Below are 23,359 nucleotides of genomic sequence, written 5' to 3'. Positions count from 1 at the left end.
GATTATCCCGCTGGTCTCCATCAAATCAAATTAAAGAAACAAGTATGATAAAAACAGAATATAAAAAAGGTGGTCGTCCAACCAAGGGCGTAACCGAAAAGAAGAAATACCGTATCACGGTGAAACTGAATACGCAGGATTACTATACGCTCAAAGGCAAAGCCAAAAGCGCAGGAGTAACCATGAGTGAGTTTGTAAGGAAAGTTCTTGAGAAAGGAAATGTCATTGAACGGCTGACCATAGAACAAGCAGACTTCATCCGTAAGCTATGTGGCATGGCAAACAATCTCAACCAGTTGGCACATTGTGCCAACGCGGAAGGGTTTCATGCCGTTGCTCCTTTTTACAAAATCATCATAGGAAAGATTGACGAAATCCTAAATCTGATACGAAGATGATAGCCAAGATAATGAAAGGTTCGGGCTTCAAGAGTGTCATCAATTACATCCTTGACCCGAAGAAAGGAACGGAGCTTATAGACAGTTTAGGTGTGCGAACAGATGGTATCAACCATATTGTCCAAAGTTTCATCGACCAGACGGAATTGAATCCACGAGTAAGTAAGGTTGTCGGACATATCTCCCTGAGTTTCTCCGTACAGGACTCTCCCAAACTCAACAATGAGTGGATGGCACAGATAGCTCGTGAATACATGGAGAAGATGGGAATAAAAGATACTCAGTACATCATCGGTCGTCATTTCGACAAGGAACATCCGCATATCCATATCGCCTTCAATCGGATAGACAATAACGGTAAAACCATTTCTGACCGTAACGACAGATTCAGAAGCGAGAAGATTTGTAAGGAACTGACCGTGAAACACGGTTTGTACTTCGCTGATGGCAAGGAGAAAGTCAAGGAGCATCGCCTGAAAGAACCTGATAAAACCAAATATGAAATCTATCAGGCGTTGAAAGTAGAGATTGCTCAGTGCAGGAATTGGAAAGACCTTCTTGCTCACTTGAAAAAGCAAGATATTGATGTCCGTTTCAAGTACAAAGGCAACTCACAAGCAGTGCAGGGTATCATCTTTGAAAAGAACGGTTATCTTTTCAACGGTTCAAAGGTGGACAGGAGTTTCAGCTATTCCAAGATAGACTTTGCCCTGCAACAGAATAACAGAGAACACGGACAGCAGATGCAAGGAACGATAAATCTTATATCTAATGTTGCAGATGTTACAAGCGAAATAGCCAACGACCTCATCGAAGGAGGATTGGGATTGTTCCAGACTCATGGCACTGTCCCAGCGGAAGTTTACAACACACTCGATAAAAAGAAGAAAAAGAAAAAACGTAAAATACATTTATAACTATGGCAGATAATAATACATTTATTCTCTTTGAGGAAATCAAAAACAAGCTGGAGACAATTTACAGGGAACTAAAAGAGTTGAAAGAAAAGGAGAACGGTTCTGTTTCCCTCCCTGTTCAATCTACACTAGCACAAAGTGATGAGCAGAAAGAACAGGAAATGCTCAATCAGTATGAACAGCGAACAAAAGAAGTGATTAACAAGTATATTGGTGTGCAAGTGCGCATCAAGGACGAGGAGGCTAAATCCATAGACAAATTGGTAGCAAGCGTCTTAACCATGTTGCACGAATGGCAGGAGAAGAAAGAACATCCAATACCGCAGGAACATATTCACAGGCACAGTTTTGACCTCAAGTCCTCGAAAGTCTTTACTTATATGGTAGCAGTATCTGTCCTTTATTTTGTTTCTTTGGTCGGCAATTACTTCTTGTGGCAAAGTAAACAGCAATACAAAGACGATGCCTTGAAATTTCGTATCATTAGAGTATGGAGAGGTTGTAGTCCTAAGGAAATCCTATGGCTTAACGATGTATTTGACATTCATCGCAATGAAAAGATTATCAACCTAATCAAGGAAAAAGCAGATGATTACGACATGGAATTGAAGCAAAAGGCAGATAGTTTGATGCAGAATAACCTGCAAAATAAGAAAAACAAATAGTGTTGAACACATAAACTTTAATAAGAGGGGAAATTTCCCCTCTTATTAAGTATTTTATACAAGAAAATTTACTATATTTGCAAACAATCATATAATATTTATGAAAAGTCCAACTAATAGAATTAAAGAGGTGCTTATCGAGAAAGGGATTAAGCAAACATGGCTTGCAGAGAAACTCGGTAAGAGTTTCACTATAGTCAACTCATATGTTTGCAATCGTCGACAGCCAAGCCTAGAATTGCTATTTCAGATAGCAGAGATTTTGCAAGTTAATCCAAAGGAATTGATTAACACCCCAGATGACTAATAAGAAGTTTTTCGATTTACATCAAGAATAAAGTTCAGACATAATAGAAAAGGATCATGGCAAAACAAAATACAGCTGATATTGGATTTGAAAAGGAAATATGGAAAGCAGCAGATTTGCTTCGTGGCAATCTTGATGCTTCCGAATACAAATCGGTAGTATTGGGATTGATTTTTCTAAAATACATCTCCGATAAGTTTGAGACCAAATATCAAGAATTAGTCAATAATGGTGAAGGATTCGAGGAAGACCGCGATGAATATATGGCGGATAATATTTTCTTTGTCCCACAAGAAGCACGGTGGAGTGTGGTAGCAAAAGCAGCCCATACACCAGAAATCGGTACGATAATCGACAATGCCATGCGTCTTATTGAAAAGGAGAATCTCCGTTTGAAAGGCATTCTGCCCAAAAATTTCGCCCGACCAGAATTAGACAAAAGGCGTTTGGGCGATGTGGTAGATTTATTTACCAATATTCAAATGAAAGAACATGGAGATTCCAAAGATATATTGGGACGTACATATGAATATTGTCTTTCTAAATTTGCAGAAGCAGAAGGGAAATTAGCAGGAGAATTTTATACACCTGCTTGTATTGTTCAAACACTTGTCGAAGTTCTGAAACCTTATCACGGACGAGTATATGACCCTGCTTGCGGATCTGGTGGAATGTTCGTACAGTCTGCCAAATTCATAGAAAGGCATCAAGGCAATATCAAAGATATTTCTGTCTATGGTCAAGACAGCAATCCTACGACATGGAAGATGGCTCAGATGAATCTTGCCATTCGAGGTATTGAGGCTGATCTGGGTAAGTTTAATGCAGATACATTCTTTGATGATCAACACCCCACATTAAAAGCAGATTTCATCATGGCTAATCCGCCTTTCAATCTCAGTGATTGGGGAGCAGACAAGTTGCAAGATGATGTGCGTTGGAAATTTGGCATTCCACCATCTGGCAATGCCAACTTTGCATGGTTGCAACACATGATTCATCATTTATCTCCCAAAGGGAAAATAGGTATGGTATTGGCAAATGGTTCTTTATCTTCACAGACAGGAGGGGAAGGAACGATTCGTGAAAATATCATTAAAGCCGATTTAATAGAAGGTATCGTTGCCCTACCCTCACAGTTGTTTTATACCACAGGTATTCCTGTTTCTCTATGGTTCCTCAATCGAGAGAAGAAACAGAAAGATAAAATTCTGTTTGTAGATGCAAGAAACATGGGAACAATGGTTACTCGCAAACTTCGTGAGCTCCAAGAAGCAGATATTAGAAAGATTGCGGACACTTTTGATAAATATAGTGATGGTACACTTGAGAATGAAAAAGGCTTCTGTGCAGTTGTAGCCCTTGGTGATGTGGCAAAACAAGACTATATTCTTACCCCTGGACGTTATGTCGGCATTGCAGAACAGGAAGACGACGGTATTCCTTTCCAAGAGAAGATGGACAAACTCACAACCGAATTGTCCGATTTATTTGCCCAATCTCATGATTTGGAGGATGAGATACGAAAACAGTTGGCAAGCATAGGTTTCACTATCAAGTAAAAGACTGCATGTTCTTCCATATTATCAATTTATTAATATAGAAGAACATGAAAGAAAATTTGATTTTAGAAATTAGCAATGCAATGGCAGGTATATTAAGTGTAGAACAAATGGCACAACTCAATGGAGTATTACTGCAAGTAATTAGTAACTACTCCATTACGGCAGACTACGAGCTGATGCAGGAGAACAATGTATCTAACGAACGTCTGTTAGAGATATTCTTGTCAGCTAAGCAAGTAGAAGGTTGCACCACACCTACCATAAAATACTATGGCTCGACCATCAATCAGCTTTTCAAGAAAATGCCTAAAAAAGTTACGAACTATACAACAGAGGATATTCGTGCTTATTTGGCTGTATTTCAACGGAAACACAAATCGAGTAAAGTTACAATAGACAATATCCGTCGTATCTTTTCATCTTTCTTTTCATGGTTAGAGGATGAGGATTACATCATTAAAAGTCCTGTACGTAGAATACACAAGGTTAAGACAGGAACACAGATTAAGGAAGTCCTTACTGACGAAAATTTGGAACAACTTCGCGATAACTGTACAAGGGTACGAGATTTAGCAATGATAGACCTATTGGCTTCTACTGGTATGCGTGTTGGAGAACTTGTAAAGCTCAATCGTGAAGATATAAACTTCAATGAGCGTGAGTGTATCGTTTTCGGTAAAGGCAACAAGGAACGTATCGTGTATTTCAATGCTCGTGCAAAGATTCATTTGCAGCAATATCTCGCAGAGCGGAAAGACAGAAACAAAGCATTGTTTGTGTCTCTTGCCAAGCCACACAATCGATTACAAATATCAGGAGTTGAGACAAGACTAAGAAAGATTGGGAGGCTTTCAAAGATTGTCCGTGTCCATCCACACAAGTTTCGTCGAACACTTGCGACTATGGCTATAGATAAAGGTATGCCCGTGGAGCAAGTACAAAAACTCCTTGGGCATGTTAAAATTGATACAACCATGCACTATGCAATGGTCAATCAAACAAACGTCAAACTCTCTCATCGCAAATTCATCAGTTAAATCAAAATGCAAACAGCATATCACACATATAGCTCATATCAACCGCTATTTCATAAAAATAGGCGGATAAATGATAATTTAGAGCAGCAAGCACAAGTGTTGTTCAACCATTACTTTGTAGATACTCCTGAAATTTTAGGAGATTGTACAGTGGGCAATCTTACAGATATAGCCTCTTATCTCAATGGATTAGCTATGCAGAAATATCGTCCAACAACAAATGATGCTGGAATACCTGTATTGAAAATAAAAGAGTTAGGTCAAGGAAAAGTTGATGAACATTCTGACCAATGCTCTGAAAATATTGATAGTCAATATAAGGTGGATAATGGAGACGTTATTTTTTCATGGTCAGGCACACTTATGGTTAAGATATGGTGTGGAGGTGAATGTGGATTAAATCAGCATTTATTTAAGGTGACATCCGAGAAATATCCAAAATGGTTTTATTATTTTTGGACATTGCATCATCTAAAGAAGTTTATTCATATAGCTCAAGATAAAGCTGTAACAATGGGACATATAAAAAGGAGTGAACTTGAAAAGTCTGAAGTATTAATTCCAAGCAACAAAAAGTTGATAGAGATAGATAAAATAATTAGCCCTTTGCTTGCAAAAATAATTGCTTTACAGACCGAATGTCTGAATTTAACAGCATTACGTGATACCCTTCTCCCTAAACTGATGTCTGGTGAGGTAGAAATTAACAAAATAAACAACTAAATTCCCATTTATGGAAGAGAAGAAAGAACAACACAAGAAATCAATTCGTTTCTTCAACGACCGTGAAGTACGTGCCGTATGGGATGAAGAAAGTAATTGTTGGTGGTTTTCTGCAACAGACATTGTACGTGCCATTAACGATGAGCCAGACTACACCAAAGCTGGTAACTATTGGCGTTGGTTAAAACGTAAGTTAAAACAAGAAGGCATTGAACCCGTGAGTACTACTCACAACTTTAAATTTGAAGCACCAGATGGCAAAATGCGTATTGCAGATGTCCTTGATAGTGAAGGAGTGACTTTATTAGCAAAGCACTATCCTAACAATCGAGCAAATGAGTTCCTTGATTGGTTTACATATAGTGATAATACATTAGATGGTCAAAGTCGAAAGAAAGCATATCAGTTATATGAAAGTGGTTTGCTGAAAAGTCTTGAGCCAGGCAGCATACAATGTTTACAACAGATTCATGCTTATCTCTTTGGAGGTTTGTATGACTTTGCTGGACAAATCCGCACGAAGAATATCTCCAAAGGTGGCTTTACCTTTGCTAACTGTATGCACTTCCCTGCTACGCTACAAACGATTGAAAGAATGCCAGAAAACACCTTCGACGAAATATTGGACAAGTATGTCGAAATGAATATTGCCCATCCTTTTATGGAAGGCAGTGGTCGCAGTACTCGCATTTGGTTTGATCTCATGCTGAGGCGTTCTCTCAAGCGGTGTGTGGATTGAAGCCAAATTGACAAGAACTAGTATTTGTCAGCCATGCGTGAAAATGTTTCTGATAACACACACATCAAGGCTCTAGTAAGGCCAGCACTCACAACCAAAATTGATGACCGAGAAATGTTTATGAAGAATATTGACTATTCATATTATTACGAATAAAACGATTGACTCTCATTATGGAAGAATGGAAAGAATATAAATATACAGACCTAGCAACAATTATAGGCGGCGGAACACCCAAAACGTCTGTTCCTGAATATTGGAATGGAGAAATTCCTTGGTTGTCGGTGAAAGATTTTGTGTCTGTCGCCAAGTATGTTTATAGTTCTGAAAAACATATTTCAGAGTTAGGATTATTAAATAGTTCTACAAAGTTATTAGAAAAAAACGATATTATTATTTCTGCAAGAGGTACAGTTGGAGCTGTGGCGATGATTCCATGTCCTATGTGCTTCAATCAATCATGCTTTGGTTTACGAGGAAACGGTATTGTAGATAAGAACTTCTTGTACTACCTAACTCGAACTAAGATTGATGAACTCAAACAGTCAGCCCACGGTAGCGTATTTGATACTATCACAAAAGAGACTTTCGATAATTTACTATGCTTAGTTCCTCCTTTGCAATTGCAGCAGAAGATCGGAAAATTTCTTTCATCTCTTGACTCCAAAATAGAAATCAATCAACGGATAAATGATAATTTAGAGCAGCAGGCACAAGCGTTGTTCAAGTCCTGGTTTGTTGATTTTGAGCCATTCTTAAGCAAAGAATTCAGTAAATCAGATTCTTTATTTGGGGACATTCCTGTAGGATGGAGCATTGTATCAATAAAAGATCTACCTATTTATATAACAGACTATGTTGCCAATGGTAGTTTCGCTTCATTAAAGGAGAATGTACGACTATATGATAAGCCAAATTATGCACATTTTATTAGAAATACAGATTTAAAAGCAGAATCTTATAAAATATATGTAGATAAACATTCCTATGAATTTCTTTCAAAGTCTGTATTAGAGGGTGGTGAAATAATTATATCGAATGTTGGCGATGTTGGTAGTGTTTTCCTCTGTCCAAAATTGCAAAAACCTATGACTTTAGGAAATAACATTATACTTCTAAGACCTAAGAATAACTATTCAATGTTCTATTTGTATATGTTATTTAAGGGGAATGTTGGACAGCATCTTATTGATGGTATTACGGGAGGATCTGCTCAAAGAAAGTTTAATAAGACAGATTTTAAATCTATAAAAATTATGATGCCACCTGTAGATATACTTATTAAATTTGATAGAATTATAAAGCCTATCTTTTCGAAGATAGAGAAGAATCGTGAAGAAATTTCACGTTTAGAATTAGTACGTGATACCCTTCTCCCTAAACTGATGTCTGGTGAGGTAGAAATTAACAAAATAAACAACTAAATTCCCATTTATGGAAGAGTGGAAAGAATATAAAATCAGTGATGTCTGTAAAATAAGACATGGATTTGCTTTCAAAGGTGCATATTTCACAAATGAAAAGCAACCATATATATGCGTAACTCCTGGCAACTTTGATATAAAAGGCGGATTCAAATTATCTAAACCCAAATATTATCATGGCCCGATTCCTAACGACTATATTTTAAATAAGGATGATTTGATTGTGACGATGACGGATCTAAGTAAAGATGGAGATACTTTAGGGTATTCTGCTATAATACCACAAATTAGAGATATAACATTTCTACATAATCAACGCATTGGCTTAGTAGAGTCTATTGCTTCAAATATAAGTAAGCATTTTCTTTATTGGGTGATGCGCACTCCCGAATATCAAAAGTATATAGTAAATTGCTGTTCTGGTAGCACAGTGAAGCATACTTCTCCTAAATTAATTGGCACTTATGTTTTTAAGGCACCAGATCCTGAGACCCAAGAAGAAATAGCTTCTCTCTTGAATAATCTTGATGCCAAAATCGAGCTGAACCGCCGCATAAATGATAATTTAAATTAAGATTAATTATGCAGTGGACAAGAGAATATATTGCAAAAGAACCAAGTCTTAGGACTTTTGAAACGCATATTTCAACAATAGAAAACAATGTTGAGATTAATCCTTCTTTGTGCGTTGAAGTAAGCAAAAGTCTGATTGAAGCACTTTGCAAAACAATTCTCACTAATCAAAATACAACATACAAAGATGATATTTCATTTAATAGTTTAGTAAAACAAACCTTAGAACATCTTATAAAACAAACTGGGAAAAAAATAGTTGGTCTATCTGAACTATGCCGTAGAATTTCTACTGTCGCTCAATCGATTGCAGAGATACGAAATAATGCAGGATTTGCTTCACATGGTTTGGATGTTTTGCATCCTCAGATAGACAAATCACTATCCTTACTGATATACAAAACAACAGATGTACTCTGTGGGTTCATTTTACATTTTTATTTCAGTTATGCCCACCACGCTAACCAAAGATTAATTTACCAAGATTGTGAGAGCTTTAATGATTGGTTTGATGAAGAAAATCCATTAGAAGTAGGAGGCGTACACTTATCAGCATCAGAGGCTCTTTACAACTTAGATTATCAAGCTTATAAAGCTAACTATATAGATTATTTAGAATTTCTTTTAGAAATGAATAAACAATAAAAATAAAATACAATGCCCTTCACAGAAGATAATTACGAAAAAGCACTGATATCCCTCTTTGAGGGAATGGGCTATCAATATTTGTACGGTCCAAATATTGAAAGAGACTACTATGTGCCATATTATGAAGCACAATTAGAAGAAAGTCTGCAAACTGTTAATCCAAAGAAGCCACATGCAGCCATTCACGAAGCGATTATCAAACTACGCAATATTGATATGGGTAGTTTGGCGCAGCGTAATGAAACTTTTACAGACTATTTGCAGCATGGCATAGAAGTTTCTTATTTCAATGGCAAGGAAATGCGCAATGAAATGGTCTATTTGATAGACTTTGAGCATACGGAAAAAAATACTTTTCAAGTCATCAACCAATGGACATTCATTGAAAATGCAGAAAAACGTGCCGATATCATTGTATTTGTGAATGGTTTACCATTGGTGGTTGTAGAATTAAAATCCCCTTCTCGTGAAGAAACAGATGCTTCAGAAGCATATCTTCAACTCCGCAATTATATGAAAGATATACCATCGTTGTTCGCTTTCAATATGTTCTGTGTAATGAGCGATATGGCTCTTTCCAAAGCTGGAACAATTACTAGCAAGGAAGATCGCTACATGGAATGGAAAACAAAAGATGGCAATTATGAAAGTACGGAATTTATCGATTATGATACCTTTTTTGAAGGAATATTTCAAAGGGAACGACTCTTAGACATAATCAAGAACTTTATCTGTTTTGCCAAAGAAGAAAAAGGGAGTGCCAAGATATTAGCAGGGTATCATCAGTATTTTGCAGTGAAGAAAGCCATCGAACGTACCAAACATGCTACAGTAAGTAATGGTAAAATCGGTGTGTTCTGGCATACGCAAGGCAGCGGTAAATCATTGTCAATGGTTTTCTACGCCCACTTGCTGCAACAAGAGTTATCACAGCCCACAATAGTTGTGATTACCGACCGCAATGATTTGGACGATCAACTTTATACCCAATTCTCTAAATGTAAGGAGTTCTTGCGTCAAACACCAGTGCAAGCCAATAGTCGTGAGAATCTAAAAGAGCTATTGAGTGGACGAGAAGCTAATGGCATTATCTTCACAACCATGCAGAAATTTGAGGAGTCTGACGAACCTTTGTCAGAGCGAAGAAATATTATCGTAATGACTGATGAGGCACATAGAGGACAATATGGCTTTGAGGAAAAAGTCGATGCCACTACAGGTAAGGTCTCTATCGGCACGGCAAGAATCATTCACAATTCACTACCCAATGCTTCATATATTGGCTTTACTGGTACACCTATCTCTACTAAAGACCGAGATACCGTAGAGGTTTTTGGTGATTATATTGATATTTATGACATGACGCAGGCGGTTAATGACGGTGCTACTTGTCCTGTATATTATGAATCGAGAGTTATTAATCTAAATCTTGACGATGCAACCTTGCAAGCCCTTGATGACGAATACGAGCTGTTGGCTGAAGAAGGTGCAACGACAGAACAGATAGAGAAAAGCAAGAAGGAGATGTCGCACTTGGAAGAGATACTCGGTGCACCAGCTACCATCGATTCTCTTTGCCAAGACATTCTCAAACACTATGAGGAAAACCGCCAATATGAATTGACAGGTAAGGCCATGATAGTAGCATATTCGCGTCCCATAGCCATGAGCATTTATCATCGACTGTTGGAGCTTCGCCCAACTTGGACAGATAAAGTAAAAGTTGTCATGACGGGCAGCAACCAAGACCCAGAAGAATGGCACGACATTATCGGAAACAAGCAGTATAAGAAAGAACTTGCCAGACGATTTAAGGATGACAATGACCCGATGAAGATTGCTATTGTGGTCGATATGTGGCTCACAGGCTTCGACGTTCCCTCATTGGCAACTATGTATGTTTACAAACCAATGAGCGGACATAACCTAATGCAAGCCATTGCGCGAGTGAACCGCGTATTCAATGGCAAAGTGGGTGGATTGGTTGTTGACTATATCGGTATTGCCAAGGCCTTGAAAGAAGCCATGCGTGATTATACGGGGCGCGACAGAAAGAACTTTGGAAACCCAGATATCAAAGGCATGGCTTTTACAAAGTTCAAAGAGAAGTTGGAAGTGTGCCAAGACTTATTTCATGGTTATAATTATAGTAGGTTCCACACAGGGACAGATGCTGACCGTGCTAAATTAATCAAAGGTGGTGTAAACTTCATGTTGGCAACCGATAAACAAGAACAGTTACCGCTCTATATGAAAGAAGCAGCATTGCTGCACAATTCCATAACTCTTTGCCGAAGCCTGTTGAATAAAGAGCAACGCTTCTTGGCTGCATTCTTTGAGACTGTACGCACTTTACTCTCCCGAATGACAGGCAAAGGAAAAGTTACGAAGAAAGAAATCAATGCTCGTATTAGCGAGTTGCTGAAACAAAGTGTAAAAAGTGAAGGTGTAATCAATCTTTTCTCTGATGTTAAAGCCGAGTTCTCCCTCTTTGATACAGCCTTCTTAGATGAAATTTCTAAGATGAAAGAAAAAAATATAGCTGTAGAACTGCTTAAAAAGTTATTAGCAGAGAAAGTGGCACTCTATCAAAAGACCAATATCGTGCAGTCAGAGAAATTCTCTGACCTGCTCAATCGTTCTTTATCCAACTATTTGAAAGGATTACTCACCAATGAAGAAGTTATCCAAGAACTTTTGCAGTTAGCAAAAGAGATTGCTTCAGCCGATTCAGCAGCTAATGAACTTGGACTCACTCCTGAAGAAAAGTCATTCTATGATGCCTTGACCAAACCGCAAGCAATCCACGACTTCTATAGTAATGAAGAACTGGTTGCCATGACAAAAGAACTTACTGACTCTCTACGTAAGAACCGCACTATTGATTGGCAAAAGAAAGAATCAGCCCGTGCCGGTATGCGCAGAATGATTAAACATCTTCTGAAAAAATATCATTACCCACCAGAGGAAGCTGCCAATGCATTAGAAACTGTCATTAAGCAATGCGAGCAGTGGACGGATAATGGACAAGATAATTATACAACTCACACAGCCAAGATGTATGAAATTTATGAAGATGAAATACAGATGGCTGCAGAACCATAAGTTCTGAAGAAATCAATATAAAAAAATAATAATCCTCAAATAATAATATAAATAAAATGTAGGTAAATGCTTGTAAATAGTTTGTATAAGCTGTAATTAGCATTTAGCAAAAAAAACAAAAAAAGGAGTTACATGAATACTTTAATTATATACATATCAGATATTCATTTTACTGGTAGAAAAGCAGAAAATGAAGGAATTGTTATTAATGCATTTATTCAAGATATAAAAAAACAACTTAATGAGATACCTCATAAAGAAGTATTTGTTATTATTGGAGGGGATTTGGTTCAAACAGCTGACAATAAGGAATCATATGAATTGTTTTGGAATGATGTAATTGTTCCATTACTAGGTTTGGGTATTCCACAAGAGCATTTTATCTGTGTTCCTGGCAATCATGATGTCCAAAGGGCTAAAATTGAAGAAAAGAAAATTTTGTACACCGCCTTTTTAAGTAGAAATATCAAAGAAGGAGAGTTTAATGATTTTTTAGAAAAACAAGATAAAACTCTTCTAACTGACAAATTTGAAAATTTTGGGTCTTTTTTATCTCAGAAGTTAGGATGTGCGAATTATGATTCTATTGGATACCATATGGAATTGAATGATGAATGGAGCGTATATTGTATGAATTCTTCTCTGACTTCGTATGCAGGCATAGATGATTCACAGTATCCAATATTAAAAGATGATAAGGGACATCTAAATATTGCTACAAGAGGATTGTATAACTGGGTAAATATTAATTCAAAGAAAAAGATATTAGTGCTACACCATCCGTTTGAATTCCTAACAGAGTGGTCTTCCTCTGAATTAAAAAAAATAGTAAAATTACATTTTGATTTGGTCTTGACAGGTCATACTCATGAACAAAATATCCTGTGTAACAATAATGATACGGATAGCTTTATTTGGTGCATGGCACCACAGCTTTATACAAACAAGTCAGATAAGTTAGGATATTGTATAATAGAATTAAAGGAAAAACTTGTAGATAAGATAACCTATAGGGAATGGTTTTCAAGCAGAAATTCTTTCCGTAAAGGCATAGATTTTACAGAAGATGAGAATGGTACCATCAAGTTTGATAATTCAAAGCCATTTATAACGGATCCAATCAAAATTATGATGGAAGAACGTTTTCGTGACACAATGAATGTATATGGGGACCAACCCCTCGTATGGCTAGATCGTTTTTTTAGTAGTCAAAGATTTGACCATTCTTATCGATTCAGAAAGGATTGTTTACTTGATGAAGCTACTATAATGACCTACAATCAAAATATAAAAATTATTACCCCGGCTCAATATGGATTAACCTCTTTTGCTTGGCACTTTATCTTGAAATTATGGAAAGAACGTAAAGAGTTCTGTTTATATCTTGACGGAGGATTAATAAAAAAAGCCGCAGTGACTAAGAGTATTAATTCTCAATTAACTCTATTTAATGTCAAGCAAGAAGATGTGAAACGTATAATTATAGATAATTGGACTCTTTCTAATAAAGATGCGAAACAGATATTGACAACAATAACGCAAGATTATCCTCAAATTCCAATACTAATATTATGTCCAATGTTAGAGAAGACATTAGTAGAAATTGAGAATATGGCAACCTCTGAATTTGAGTTTTCTATTCTGTATATGGCTCCGCTCCAAACTAGCCAAATTCGTTCAATAGTAGAAATATACAATCGTTATAAGCATATCGGACAAAACGATATTATTTTAAAGAGGTTAGATGCAGATATACAAAATTTTAATATGCATCGTACCCCTTTGAATTGTATTACCTTGTTGGAAGTCTTCAGCAATTCATTTGATGAAAACCCAGTAAATCGAACAGCTGTTATAGAAAAAGTATTACGAATTATCTTCGATAATACACAAGTCCCCACTTACAAGTCGCTACCAGATGTTAAAGATTGCGAGTTTGCTCTCGGCTATTATTGTGAGCAAATGATTAGAAAAGAAGAATTTTACTTCAATGAAAAACAGTTTTGTGAGGTGCTGTATAATTTCTGTGACCAACAAAAATTGACTATAGAAGTTAGTTATCTTTTTGATTTGTTGCAAAAGAATCATATAATTTGTCAATATGAACCGAATCTATACGGATTTAGATTTGCATATTGGGTGTATTATTTTGCTGCTATGCGCATGTCAAAAAGTCCAGAATTTAGCAAATTCATACTAGATAAGGAAAATTATGCTCACTATCCAGAAGTCCTTGAGTTTTACACAGGTAGTGATAGAACTAGAAATGATGCTGCGGATATTGTGACAAAAGATATTATGCGTATATCAAAAACCGTACACGAAAAGGTTGGTATGCCAGAAGGTATTAACCCTTTTTCAAAATTACGGTTAGAGACTACTGACGAGCAAGTAACAAAAGCAATCGAACAATTAGAGACCAATCTCCAAAAGACAAAGTTGCCAAATGAAATAAAAGATGCTATTGTTGATCAAAACTATATACCATCGGCTCCATTTCATCAATCTGTTTATAAAGTTTTTGAGAATTATTCTGTAAACTATTTACAGGAAATGATAGGTATTGCTTCCAAAACTTTACGTAATAGCGATTATATTGAACCAGAGAAAAAAACTGCACTTTTAACTGCAATAACAAATGCTTGGTATGATACTATTAGGGTTATATACCTTATGGCTCCAGCACTAGCGCAGGATGGCGTTGCTAGATATGATGGCTTTGGATTAGTGTTAACTGATGGTTTTGACGAATTTAGGAATAACCCCAATAGGTTGCTCATAACTGTTATATCTACCATTCCTTATAACTTGGTAAGATGGTATAAAGATAATTTCTATTCGTCTAAATTGGCACAACTGGTATTTGATCAAATTGCTTCAGAAAAGAATCCTGTTATCAAGCATCTTCTTATTTGTATCATCATTCATGAACAACCTGATGGATGGGATAAAGTTGTTAGAAATTATTTATCAGCATTAGATAAACATTCATTCTTCTACGGGAATACATTGGACACATTGAAATTAATGTATGCAAATGGTAGCATGTCAGATGCTGATATTCAGAGGACTAAAAACTTAATTCTTTTATGCTACACAAAACTTGCATCAAATGACGATAAAATGCATCCTGGAGAAATAAAATATATCAATAAGAAAGTGTTGCCAAGTAGAGAACAGACAGATAAGCCAGGTTAAACCATGGAATAAGAAATAGTTTTTCTTTCCAAAAATCAAGTTTATCTTGCTTTATCCATCACTATAGAATGAAATAATAAAGATTTAATGCTTCAACCTTAGAAAGGCAACATCCAAGATGTTTTCTAATCAATACTACTCGAATTAAGGGAACTTATTTGTATCATATAAGTATAAGTTGTTGATAATCAATAACGAATACTTTTGAGGAAGAAAACGATACTTACATATAAACAAAACCCGCAGCAGTCAAATGGTTGCTGCGGGTTGTTTTTGGAAGTTAATAAGCTAAAAGTCTACATCACAACGTCAACTCAACGATATAATCAATGTCAGTGGGGATGGTGTCGAGGTTGAGGGTGATGCCGTTGCCAGTTTTTGTGAAGTTGACATGCTTGTTGGTGCCAAAGACGGTGGCAGACTTGATTTTGTGGTTGCCAGTAGGGATGAAGAGGCTGGAGTCCATACAGTTTAGGATGTGGATGTAGAGTTTGTTACCACGCTGTGTACTTACGCCCCAGTCGTGTGGACCAACGATGCCGCCACGAGTGCCGTAGATGGTTTCACCATATTTGTTCAGCCATTCACCGATGGCCTGAAGACGGTCGAGGGCAAGTTCGGGAAGGGCACCACCTGGTTCTGGACCGATATTGAGGAGGAGGTTGGCATTCTTTCCTGCAGCACGAACGAGCATTTGAATCAGCTCTTTGGGTGATTTGTAGAGGGTGTCAGTGATATTGTATCCCCAATGCTCGTTGATAGTCTGGCATGATTCTAAGGGTAGGCGGCCAATGCTCTGGCCAGAGAGACCAGCCTTGTTCTCACCCGGTAAGTCACGTTCGAAGATTTGGATATCCTCGCCAGGGAAAGGAGTATGATGGTGGTTGTTACCGATGAGGCACTGTGGTTGTAGCTTATGAATCAAAGCATACTGCTCCTCCAACTGCCAGTCGAAAGGTTTTGCGTCGCTGTCATGATCCCACCAGCCATCAAACCAGATTGCACCCACCTTTCCATAGTTTGTGAGCAATTCTGTCAGCTGCGTGTTCATAAACTTATAGTAGCTTGCCCAGTTAGCCTTCTCTTTTGGTCGACCCGTTCCAGTTCCTGTTCTTCCCACTGGATAGTCTTCGCGTCCCCAGTCAAGGTGAGAATAGTAAAGGTGCAACTTGATACCATTACGTTGGCAAGCGTCAGCCATTTCTTTAATGATGTCACGCTTGAATGGTGAACCATCAACGGAGTTATAAGTACTGGTAGCCGTCTTAAAGAGTGAGAATCCATCATGGTGACGTGTGGTAATCGTGATATACTTTGCACCAGCAGCCTTGATAGCTTTTACCCATGCGTCCGCATCAAACTCTGAAGGATAGAACGTCTTTGCCAATTTAGGATATTCCTTATAGTTGATATCCCTGTTGGTCATAATCCATTCGGTAGTACCCATCATTGAGTAAAGTCCCCAGTGCAGGAAGATACCGAACTTCTCGTCTTGGAACTGTTCGCGTGCTTTAAGATTCTCAGCCGTTGGATGGTAAGTCTCTTGTGCCATACCGACATAACTTGCCAGTAGTGTTGCGATTAAAAGTAGAGTCTTCTTCATGTAAGAATTTTGTTGTTTAGATTTTGAGTACAAAGATAATAAAACTACAGCAGATAACGCCCCACTTAGTAAAGAAAGTGTAGATACAAGCATGGGGGTAGGGTGATGTTATGAAAAAAACAGAAGGACTTAGTCTATTGGTTGTTGTGTCGGTGGATTCAAGAATGTATAAATATCTTCTTTCAATCTTAGGAATGGTTCAGCGTTCGTATAACCTACATTGCGACGGAGCATAGGGATAATCGCCTCTGTACTATGACCATAACTTGATAGTTCGTTTCGACGTTGCGTATCGTGTACTGCATTGCGGTTAATCTCGTCTTCACGTTCACGCACAAGAAGGTCGCATACCCACTTCAAGACTGGTACGATGATATTATCAAAGAGATGATGACCTTGAATATATAAGTAGGTTGTTGAAGGTGTAACACCTAAGGAACGCAGTTCGTCTTTTAGTTTTAGATAGCTATCCTTTGCGTTCGGATTCTCCTTTTGCAGTTGTCGTACACGCATCTGCACCTTATGGCGTAGCCGTTGAATACTTTCAGTTGCCCCTTGTAGAGAGAAATTACCAATCTCCACAACTCGATTAAAGTCGGAGATCGTAAAACGTCGATGAATACCTTGGCGATAATGCCAGATACTCCAGACAAAGAGGGGATGTATGCTCTCGCTGTATAGCTTTAGGAACTCTTCGAAATTAAAGATAGAATGGTCGTTGAGCGTTACTGCTACAGTCACATCATGTAGGCTTGGTGCATAGCATTGTAGGTTTTCAATAGCATAAGCATACGTATGGAAAACGTATGGGTTGTTGATTACTTCATCGGATAGTGGGGTAGTTCCTTGTAGTAGATAGTCATAATCAGCATCAACACAAGCAATCATGTTCTCACCAATATTCTGTGAAACGAGGTTCATCAATACCGACCGTTTGCCCTTGGTAAGGTTTAATCGCGATGGCAACATCACTTCAAAGTAACGCTCCTCGTTCTCAAATCCGCTTAAGACAGTGCGCCAAAAGAAGATATCGTCATACGCTTCTACGTATGCGATAATCTTTCTCCGTGCCCGCTTACCGTTCAATCGGTTTGCTGCATCAATATAAGCCGATGATAGGTTGTCGCTCAGTCTTTTTCCCATTGCTCCCTCCTTCAGACAATCATTTATCGGTTATGTCCGTAACCTCTGTCACACGGTCAATCCATCCGTTCATGATGACAGCTGGACTGTGTGTCGTAAGTATAATCTGAACATTCGGATTCAGTTCTAAGATGAGATCGATTAAGCGTTTCTGCCACTCTATATGCAGACTCACTTCTGGCTCGTCCATAAAGAGAACGTAATGTTCATTGTCTTCTACCAATACGGTCAGCAGGATAACTAAAATCTGCTTCTCACCACTTGACAGCTGATAAGGAGCCAGTACCTCACCGAGTGATGAGAACTTTATCTCATTCTCAGAACGGATAATCTTCTTACCAGTTTCGGTGAAGAGGTCGTCTAAGATGTCTTGAAAGCGTTTCTTAGGTTGAGAAATCCGCTGTGCCTTCTCTGCAGCATCTGCCTCACCACTTTGTAAGGTCTCGATAATACGATTACCGATGTTCACCTGATAGTCAAGATACTTACGTTGAAGTTGGAAAAGCTGCCAATCAAGTTCTGTAACAAGATCGACGTTGATCTTGCTGATACTATCCGAGTTCATCAGTGGACGGTCAAACGAGCGGATAATGTCATAACGTATCCACCGCGCATCATTAGGACTTACCTTTAGTCGGACACCCTTCAGTGAATGGCTGGGGAACTCACCACCTTGTGACAGACTGCGTACCACCTTATTAAGTATGGTACTCTTCCCGACACCATTGATACCACTGAGGATATTCACCTGTCGGTCCAGTGTCCAACGGATATGTTTCTTCCCGCTCCAAAGCGAGTCAATCTCAATCTCTTCTATGTAATCTGCGTATTTCTGCATACTCGTAGATATTGTGACAATCGTAGTGCAAATATAAGGAATTTTGCGTTAATGGCAATAAGAATGCTTTATTTTAATACAAATACCACGTTTGTGGTATGCTAAATAACATAAAGAGAGTATTTCACATGTTAGTAAATGTCCGTACCTTTGCATCCGTAAACAATTAGTAAGAAATCAAAACTCAAAAGAATATGGCAAAGGTAGTAAACAAACTCACAGAACTTATCGGTAATACACCACTGTTAGCACTTAATAAATTCTCTGCAGAAAGAGGACTCAAGACTCCTGTTCTTGCAAAGGTAGAGTATTTCAATCCCGGTGGTAGTGTGAAGGATCGTATAGCATTGGCTATGATAGAGGATGCTGAGGCTAAAGGACTCTTAAAGCCAGGAGCTACAATCATTGAGCCAACCAGTGGAAATACAGGCGTTGGCTTGGCTTTGGTGTCAGCTGTGAAGGGGTATAAGCTTATTCTCACCATGCCAGAGACTATGAGTGTGGAGCGTCGCAACCTTGTAAAGGCTTACGGTGCTACGGTGAAGTTGACAAGTGGAAAGGATGGTATGAAGGGTGCTATCAAGGCTGCGGAGGAGTTGAGAGATTCTATTCCAGGTAGTATTATCCTTCAGCAGTTCGAGAATCAGGCTAATCCAGAACGCCACTATCTTACAACTGGTCCAGAGATTTGGCGCGATACAGATGGTAAGGTTGATGTGTTTGTAGCTGGTGTAGGTACTGGCGGTACAGTGAGTGGTATTGGTCGCTACCTCAAAGAGCAGAATCCTGATGTGAAGATTATTGCAGTTGAGCCAACTTCATCGCCTGTCTTGAGTGGTGGTGAGAGTGGACCACATAAGATTCAGGGTATTGGTGCAGGCTTCGTACCAAACACTTATAATAATAAGTATGTTGATGAGATATTCCAAGTAGAGAATGATCAAGCTATCCTTGCTGGTCGTCAGTTGGCACAACAAGAAGGTTTGTTGGTTGGTATCTCATCTGGTGCAGCAGCCTTTGCAGCTACTGAGATTGCTAAGCGTCCAGAGAATGCAGGTAAGACCATCGTAACCTTGCTGCCAGATACAGGTGAGCGTTATCTCTCAACAGTGCTTTACGCCTTTGACGAGTATCCTCTTTAATAGTTTTCAAATTCTAAAATACTTTCCCAACAGGCTGCTTTTGTCTTTAAGACACGGCAGTCTGTTTTGTCTTTAGGCAGGAAGATAATGCTTTTATAGTTTGATAAATACTATTTTGATATTTGAAAATGTTTTACACAAATGAGACTTTAACTTCTATTGATACTGTAAAATAATGCTTTAGTTTCCCTCTTTCTAACCTTCAGATTATCAGTTGATTGCAAACTCGTAAAAGAAAAGGTGCTTAATTGGCTTCTTAAAGGGCGTTAGTAACACCTCAAAAGGGCATCTTTTGCAAGCCAAAAGGGCGTTAATTCGAATGTAGAAGATGCTTGATTAAAAACGAGGAGTGGAAAAGTTATTACATTTTAGACTGATTTCTTCTTCATTCTTTCCTTTTGGAGAGAGTGGAGAAGAGGTTCCTTTATTATTTTTGTAAGAGGAAGGTTTGTGTCTGTCAAGTGTTCGGACGCTCCACATTTCCTTTGATGCTGCTTCAAGATACCATCGCGTAGCAGTCTCGTCGTCTATACGTATGACCTTGAAAATATGTGTCCAAGTGAGATTTGGAAATCGCGATTTCCAAATCTCATAGTCATCAATAAGAAGATAAGAACGTTCTATCTTTTATTAACGTGCAGGAGTCATAACGCCAAAAGGATGATAATGGCACACTGTGTTGTTAAATGTAGGGTAGCTTGTTTAGTACATAGAAAACAAAAGAGATTTATGTCATATAAAGAAATACATCAGTACCACTTAGAGTGCTGGGTACATCGAAACGGTTTCTCCATTGAGCTTTAACCTCACTCGATGGAATGTGATTTTGATTGTATTTCGATGAACTTGCAATATTTTTTATTAATTGCAAATGTTTCTATTGGTAAGATATATAAACTTGTTTGTTGGATATATTTCTATAGTCTTTGAATTTATACAGTTGGTTAGATAAATGTTTTATGTTTATCATATATTTATTCTTATTTTTTATCTAAGAATAAAATAAAAATGTTAAATTTGTAGCGTGTACTTTTTAGAGTAAATATTTGAATCAATATTAGAAGACAGAATTTCTTTTGATAATACACTTATCATACTATTATCTTAACAATTTATAAACAATAATCTATGGGAACATTTGAGAACTCATTAAAGAGAGAATTGGGTAAAAATACAGGAAAGTTTATCAGTAATATAATTTTTGGTGATAGACATTCTACACCTTATCGGCGTGTTAGGAATTCAAATAGAAGCAGAATATCTTCATCTGAAAGAAAAAGAATAGAAAACGAATGCCGACGTCAGGAGGCTATTGTGCATGCTGATATAGAACGAAAGAATCAACTATATGTTTTGGACGGAGCAGTACTTGAAAATATAGATGCGTTAAATAATTTAGATATCCCACTTGAGAAAGAGCCTTTACTTCAAGTTCTTTCTAAACTTTCTGTATTATTGAAAGCTAATAAGTGGGAATCTGGAGGAGATGAAGCAAAGATAAGAAATAAATATACTGATGCCCTTCTCGAGAAATATAGACTGGCTGTTCAAGAGTTGGAAATAATTGATTCTGACGACCCTCATCTGGAAAACTATAAACGGATATATTCAAAACAAAAGCGGAGACGTTTTTTCAAGGTTTATCAATCTGGTCTAATTGCATTATCAATGATTATAGGCGGTGCTTACCTGATGGCTTTGGCTGATTCTCCTACTGCTACTTTATCTTATACACTTATATTTGTCATTGCTCTTAGCTTTATCATAGGTGTAATTTTCTATATAAAGTATTTGTTAAAGAAGAAACAGGCTCCCATGAACTCTAATAAAAGTAGGAAGTCTCAACCTATTGTGCTTATAGAAGGAGTTTCCCAACAGGAAAGCAATTTTTCCAATGCTGAAGAGGAATTAAATATTCAGTCTCCTATTTTCTTTGATCTTAATGAGAATGGACGGATAGAAACAAGACTTGCGTCTATATGGAATAAGTATCAATGTTTAGATTATGACTTTATTCGTAGAAAGCCTCTTTTTGCAGCAGATGGAGTTAAAGATAGTATATTGTTCGTGGGAATCAATCCTGCTTACGACTATAGGGATGACGAACTAATGCTCCTGAGTACAGATAAAGAATCATTAATGTATGGAAGTTTCTATCAGCGTGATGATGCTCCAGAGTATTTTAAAAGCTTAGAAGAATTTGCTGCATCTTTTGAAAAAGGATATACACAGATAAATCTATTGTATATGCGTGAGAATGATAGAGACAAGATGCTTAAAAGTGATGAAAATTTTATTCGAGAGCAGTTAGAACTGACTTATGAAACTATAAGAAAAATCAACCCTTTGGTTATAGTATTCTTTACAGATTATTGCCGATATCTAATTTTCGGTGCAGATCGATGGATAGATCCTGTCACAGAAATAGATAATCATTATATTTTACGTGGAACAAATATTCCTGTATTTTTTTCTGATGATATAACTATTCTTGATACAGTTGAAAGAGGTGAATTGATAAATAAAATAAGAAAGCTATTATAGAATTTTAATTATGGATATAGGAAAAAGATTAGCTGAGATTTGGAATGAGGAATACATTGCTTCACTTCCCAATGAGATTATTAGCAGAGGTTATACTTATGCAGACAATGTCCAAAGTGATATTTTAGTAACAGGAATTAATCCATCGTTTCGCAATAATGAAGATAGTGGGATTATTCATGGACCAATAAAAGAAATCTGGTATGGGCAACAATATGATAATTATTGGAGTCCAGTAAAGAAGATGCTTTTTGACGAAGATATAGATTTAAGAGATAAGTCTGATTATCTTGATATTTTCTATTTTAAGGAGAGGGAGCAGAATATTTTGAAAACCCAAATATTAAAGACATCTGATGGTATAAAATTCATTGTTGACCAATTAAATCTTACGATGCACATTATTGAAGAAGTTGTAAAACCTAAATTGCTTGTTGTGAAGAATAAGGAGTCACAAGCTTATTTTGGGAAACTCTTTGATGAGAAAGGATGGGTATGGATGGGTTATGAATTTGAGCATATTCTGGATATGGAATGTGGAGAACTTTGTCGTATTATTGGCTTAAGAGAGTGTGAAGGACGCATAGCCCCAGAATTTAAAGATACGCAACTGGAAGGGACCTTTGTTCTATTTACAAAGCATATAAATCAATATACGCCAATTGCAGAACGTCCTACCTCAAGGATTCTTAAACTCATCTTAGATTGGTATGATTCTGAGAGGAGCGTAAGAGAGTTTGCAATAAAATAGCTTTATATTGGTCTTAGAATGACATTCTTTGGATGGTTC

General features: G+C 37.4%; 19 protein-coding genes and 1 pseudogene. 16 read left to right on the top strand and 4 right to left on the bottom strand.

Going from position 1 to position 23,359, the window contains the following annotated elements:
* Positions 1-44: 44 nt before the first annotated feature.
* The 13 genes and pseudogenes from HMPREF0659_RS05665 to HMPREF0659_RS05605 all read left to right on the top strand — a co-directional run bounded on the left by HMPREF0659_RS05665 (position 45) and on the right by HMPREF0659_RS05605 (position 15,299).
* On the top strand, positions 45-398 hold the full coding sequence (locus tag HMPREF0659_RS05665; RefSeq protein WP_013263862.1) for a plasmid mobilization protein: 354 nt from the start codon (positions 45-47) through the stop codon (positions 396-398).
* Positions 395-1,315 carry a relaxase/mobilization nuclease domain-containing protein gene (locus HMPREF0659_RS05660; RefSeq protein ID WP_013264794.1) on the top strand — a complete coding sequence of 307 codons (921 nt, stop codon included), beginning with the start codon at positions 395-397 and terminating at the stop codon, positions 1,313-1,315. Before HMPREF0659_RS05665 ends, HMPREF0659_RS05660 begins: the two co-directional genes overlap by 4 nt.
* Positions 1,316-1,317: 2 nt before the next feature.
* The gene (locus HMPREF0659_RS05655) at positions 1,318-1,980 is read left to right on the top strand and encodes a hypothetical protein (protein WP_013264869.1); all 663 of its coding nucleotides are present in this window, start codon (positions 1,318-1,320) and stop codon (positions 1,978-1,980) included.
* A gap of 100 nt (positions 1,981-2,080) precedes the next feature.
* Positions 2,081-2,287, top strand: coding sequence for a helix-turn-helix domain-containing protein (locus HMPREF0659_RS05650; protein WP_013264292.1), 207 nt, complete (start codon positions 2,081-2,083; stop codon positions 2,285-2,287).
* Between the two features lie 56 nt (positions 2,288-2,343).
* A complete protein-coding gene (locus HMPREF0659_RS05645) occupies positions 2,344-3,849 on the top strand; it encodes a type I restriction-modification system subunit M (protein WP_013264720.1) in 1,506 nt (501 codons plus the stop codon).
* Between the two features lie 47 nt (positions 3,850-3,896).
* Positions 3,897-4,889 carry a site-specific tyrosine recombinase/integron integrase gene (gene xerA, locus HMPREF0659_RS05640; RefSeq protein ID WP_013264016.1) on the top strand — a complete coding sequence of 331 codons (993 nt, stop codon included), beginning with the start codon at positions 3,897-3,899 and terminating at the stop codon, positions 4,887-4,889.
* A 6-nt stretch (positions 4,890-4,895) separates the two neighbouring features.
* Positions 4,896-5,612, top strand: a complete 717-nt coding sequence (locus tag HMPREF0659_RS05635; protein WP_013264610.1) for a restriction endonuclease subunit S — start codon at positions 4,896-4,898, stop codon at positions 5,610-5,612.
* Between the two features lie 10 nt (positions 5,613-5,622).
* Positions 5,623-6,507, top strand: a pseudogene (gene fic / locus HMPREF0659_RS05630) (protein adenylyltransferase Fic).
* Between the two features lie 17 nt (positions 6,508-6,524).
* A complete protein-coding gene (locus HMPREF0659_RS05625; RefSeq protein ID WP_013264649.1) occupies positions 6,525-7,775 on the top strand; it encodes a restriction endonuclease subunit S in 1,251 nt (416 codons plus the stop codon).
* Positions 7,776-7,785: 10 nt separating this feature from the next.
* Positions 7,786-8,349, top strand: coding sequence for a restriction endonuclease subunit S (locus tag HMPREF0659_RS05620; protein WP_013263808.1), 564 nt, complete (start codon positions 7,786-7,788; stop codon positions 8,347-8,349).
* Positions 8,350-8,357: 8 nt separating this feature from the next.
* Positions 8,358-8,993, top strand: a complete 636-nt coding sequence (locus tag HMPREF0659_RS05615; protein WP_013264176.1) for an abortive infection family protein — start codon at positions 8,358-8,360, stop codon at positions 8,991-8,993.
* A 12-nt stretch (positions 8,994-9,005) separates the two neighbouring features.
* A complete protein-coding gene (locus tag HMPREF0659_RS05610) occupies positions 9,006-12,101 on the top strand; it encodes a type I restriction endonuclease subunit R (protein ID WP_013264602.1) in 3,096 nt (1,031 codons plus the stop codon).
* Positions 12,102-12,233: 132 nt separating this feature from the next.
* Positions 12,234-15,299, top strand: a complete 3,066-nt coding sequence (locus HMPREF0659_RS05605) for a metallophosphoesterase (RefSeq protein ID WP_013264305.1) — start codon at positions 12,234-12,236, stop codon at positions 15,297-15,299.
* A 301-nt stretch (positions 15,300-15,600) separates the two neighbouring features.
* On the opposite strand, the gene HMPREF0659_RS05600 is transcribed toward HMPREF0659_RS05605, so the two are convergent.
* The 3 genes from HMPREF0659_RS05600 to HMPREF0659_RS05590 all read right to left on the bottom strand — a co-directional run bounded on the left by HMPREF0659_RS05600 (position 15,601) and on the right by HMPREF0659_RS05590 (position 18,883).
* Positions 15,601-16,902: an alpha-L-fucosidase gene (locus HMPREF0659_RS05600; protein WP_013265003.1), complete on the bottom strand. Its 1,302-nt coding sequence runs from the start codon at positions 16,900-16,902 to the stop codon at positions 15,601-15,603.
* A gap of 129 nt (positions 16,903-17,031) precedes the next feature.
* Positions 17,032-18,045 carry a DUF4435 domain-containing protein gene (locus HMPREF0659_RS05595; protein WP_013264355.1) on the bottom strand — a complete coding sequence of 338 codons (1,014 nt, stop codon included), beginning with the start codon at positions 18,043-18,045 and terminating at the stop codon, positions 17,032-17,034.
* 19 nt (positions 18,046-18,064) lie between these two features.
* A complete protein-coding gene (locus tag HMPREF0659_RS05590) occupies positions 18,065-18,883 on the bottom strand; it encodes an AAA family ATPase (protein ID WP_013264436.1) in 819 nt (272 codons plus the stop codon).
* Positions 18,884-19,077: 194 nt separating this feature from the next.
* Between HMPREF0659_RS05590 and cysK the strand changes: the two genes are divergently transcribed.
* Complete coding sequence (gene cysK / locus HMPREF0659_RS05585; RefSeq protein WP_013264245.1) at positions 19,078-20,025, top strand: cysteine synthase A; 948 nt, start codon at positions 19,078-19,080, stop codon at positions 20,023-20,025.
* A 336-nt stretch (positions 20,026-20,361) separates the two neighbouring features.
* Here the strand turns inward: cysK and HMPREF0659_RS13030 are convergent, their stop codons facing one another.
* A complete protein-coding gene (locus HMPREF0659_RS13030) occupies positions 20,362-20,628 on the bottom strand; it encodes a DUF1016 N-terminal domain-containing protein (RefSeq protein ID WP_226893189.1) in 267 nt (88 codons plus the stop codon).
* A gap of 525 nt (positions 20,629-21,153) precedes the next feature.
* On the opposite strand from HMPREF0659_RS13030, the gene HMPREF0659_RS05580 reads away from it, so the two are divergent.
* Together HMPREF0659_RS05580 and HMPREF0659_RS05575 are read left to right on the top strand one after the other, a co-directional pair.
* A complete protein-coding gene (locus HMPREF0659_RS05580) occupies positions 21,154-22,569 on the top strand; it encodes a hypothetical protein (RefSeq protein WP_013264339.1) in 1,416 nt (471 codons plus the stop codon).
* Between the two features lie 10 nt (positions 22,570-22,579).
* Entirely contained in the window at positions 22,580-23,320 is a 741-nt protein-coding gene (locus tag HMPREF0659_RS05575; protein ID WP_013264808.1) for a hypothetical protein, read from the top strand.
* Positions 23,321-23,359 lie beyond the last annotated feature (39 nt).

Source organism: Prevotella melaninogenica ATCC 25845 (assembly GCF_000144405.1).
Lineage (GTDB): Bacteria > Bacteroidota > Bacteroidia > Bacteroidales > Bacteroidaceae > Prevotella > Prevotella melaninogenica.
This window is presented reverse-complemented; position numbering and strand designations above follow the sequence as displayed.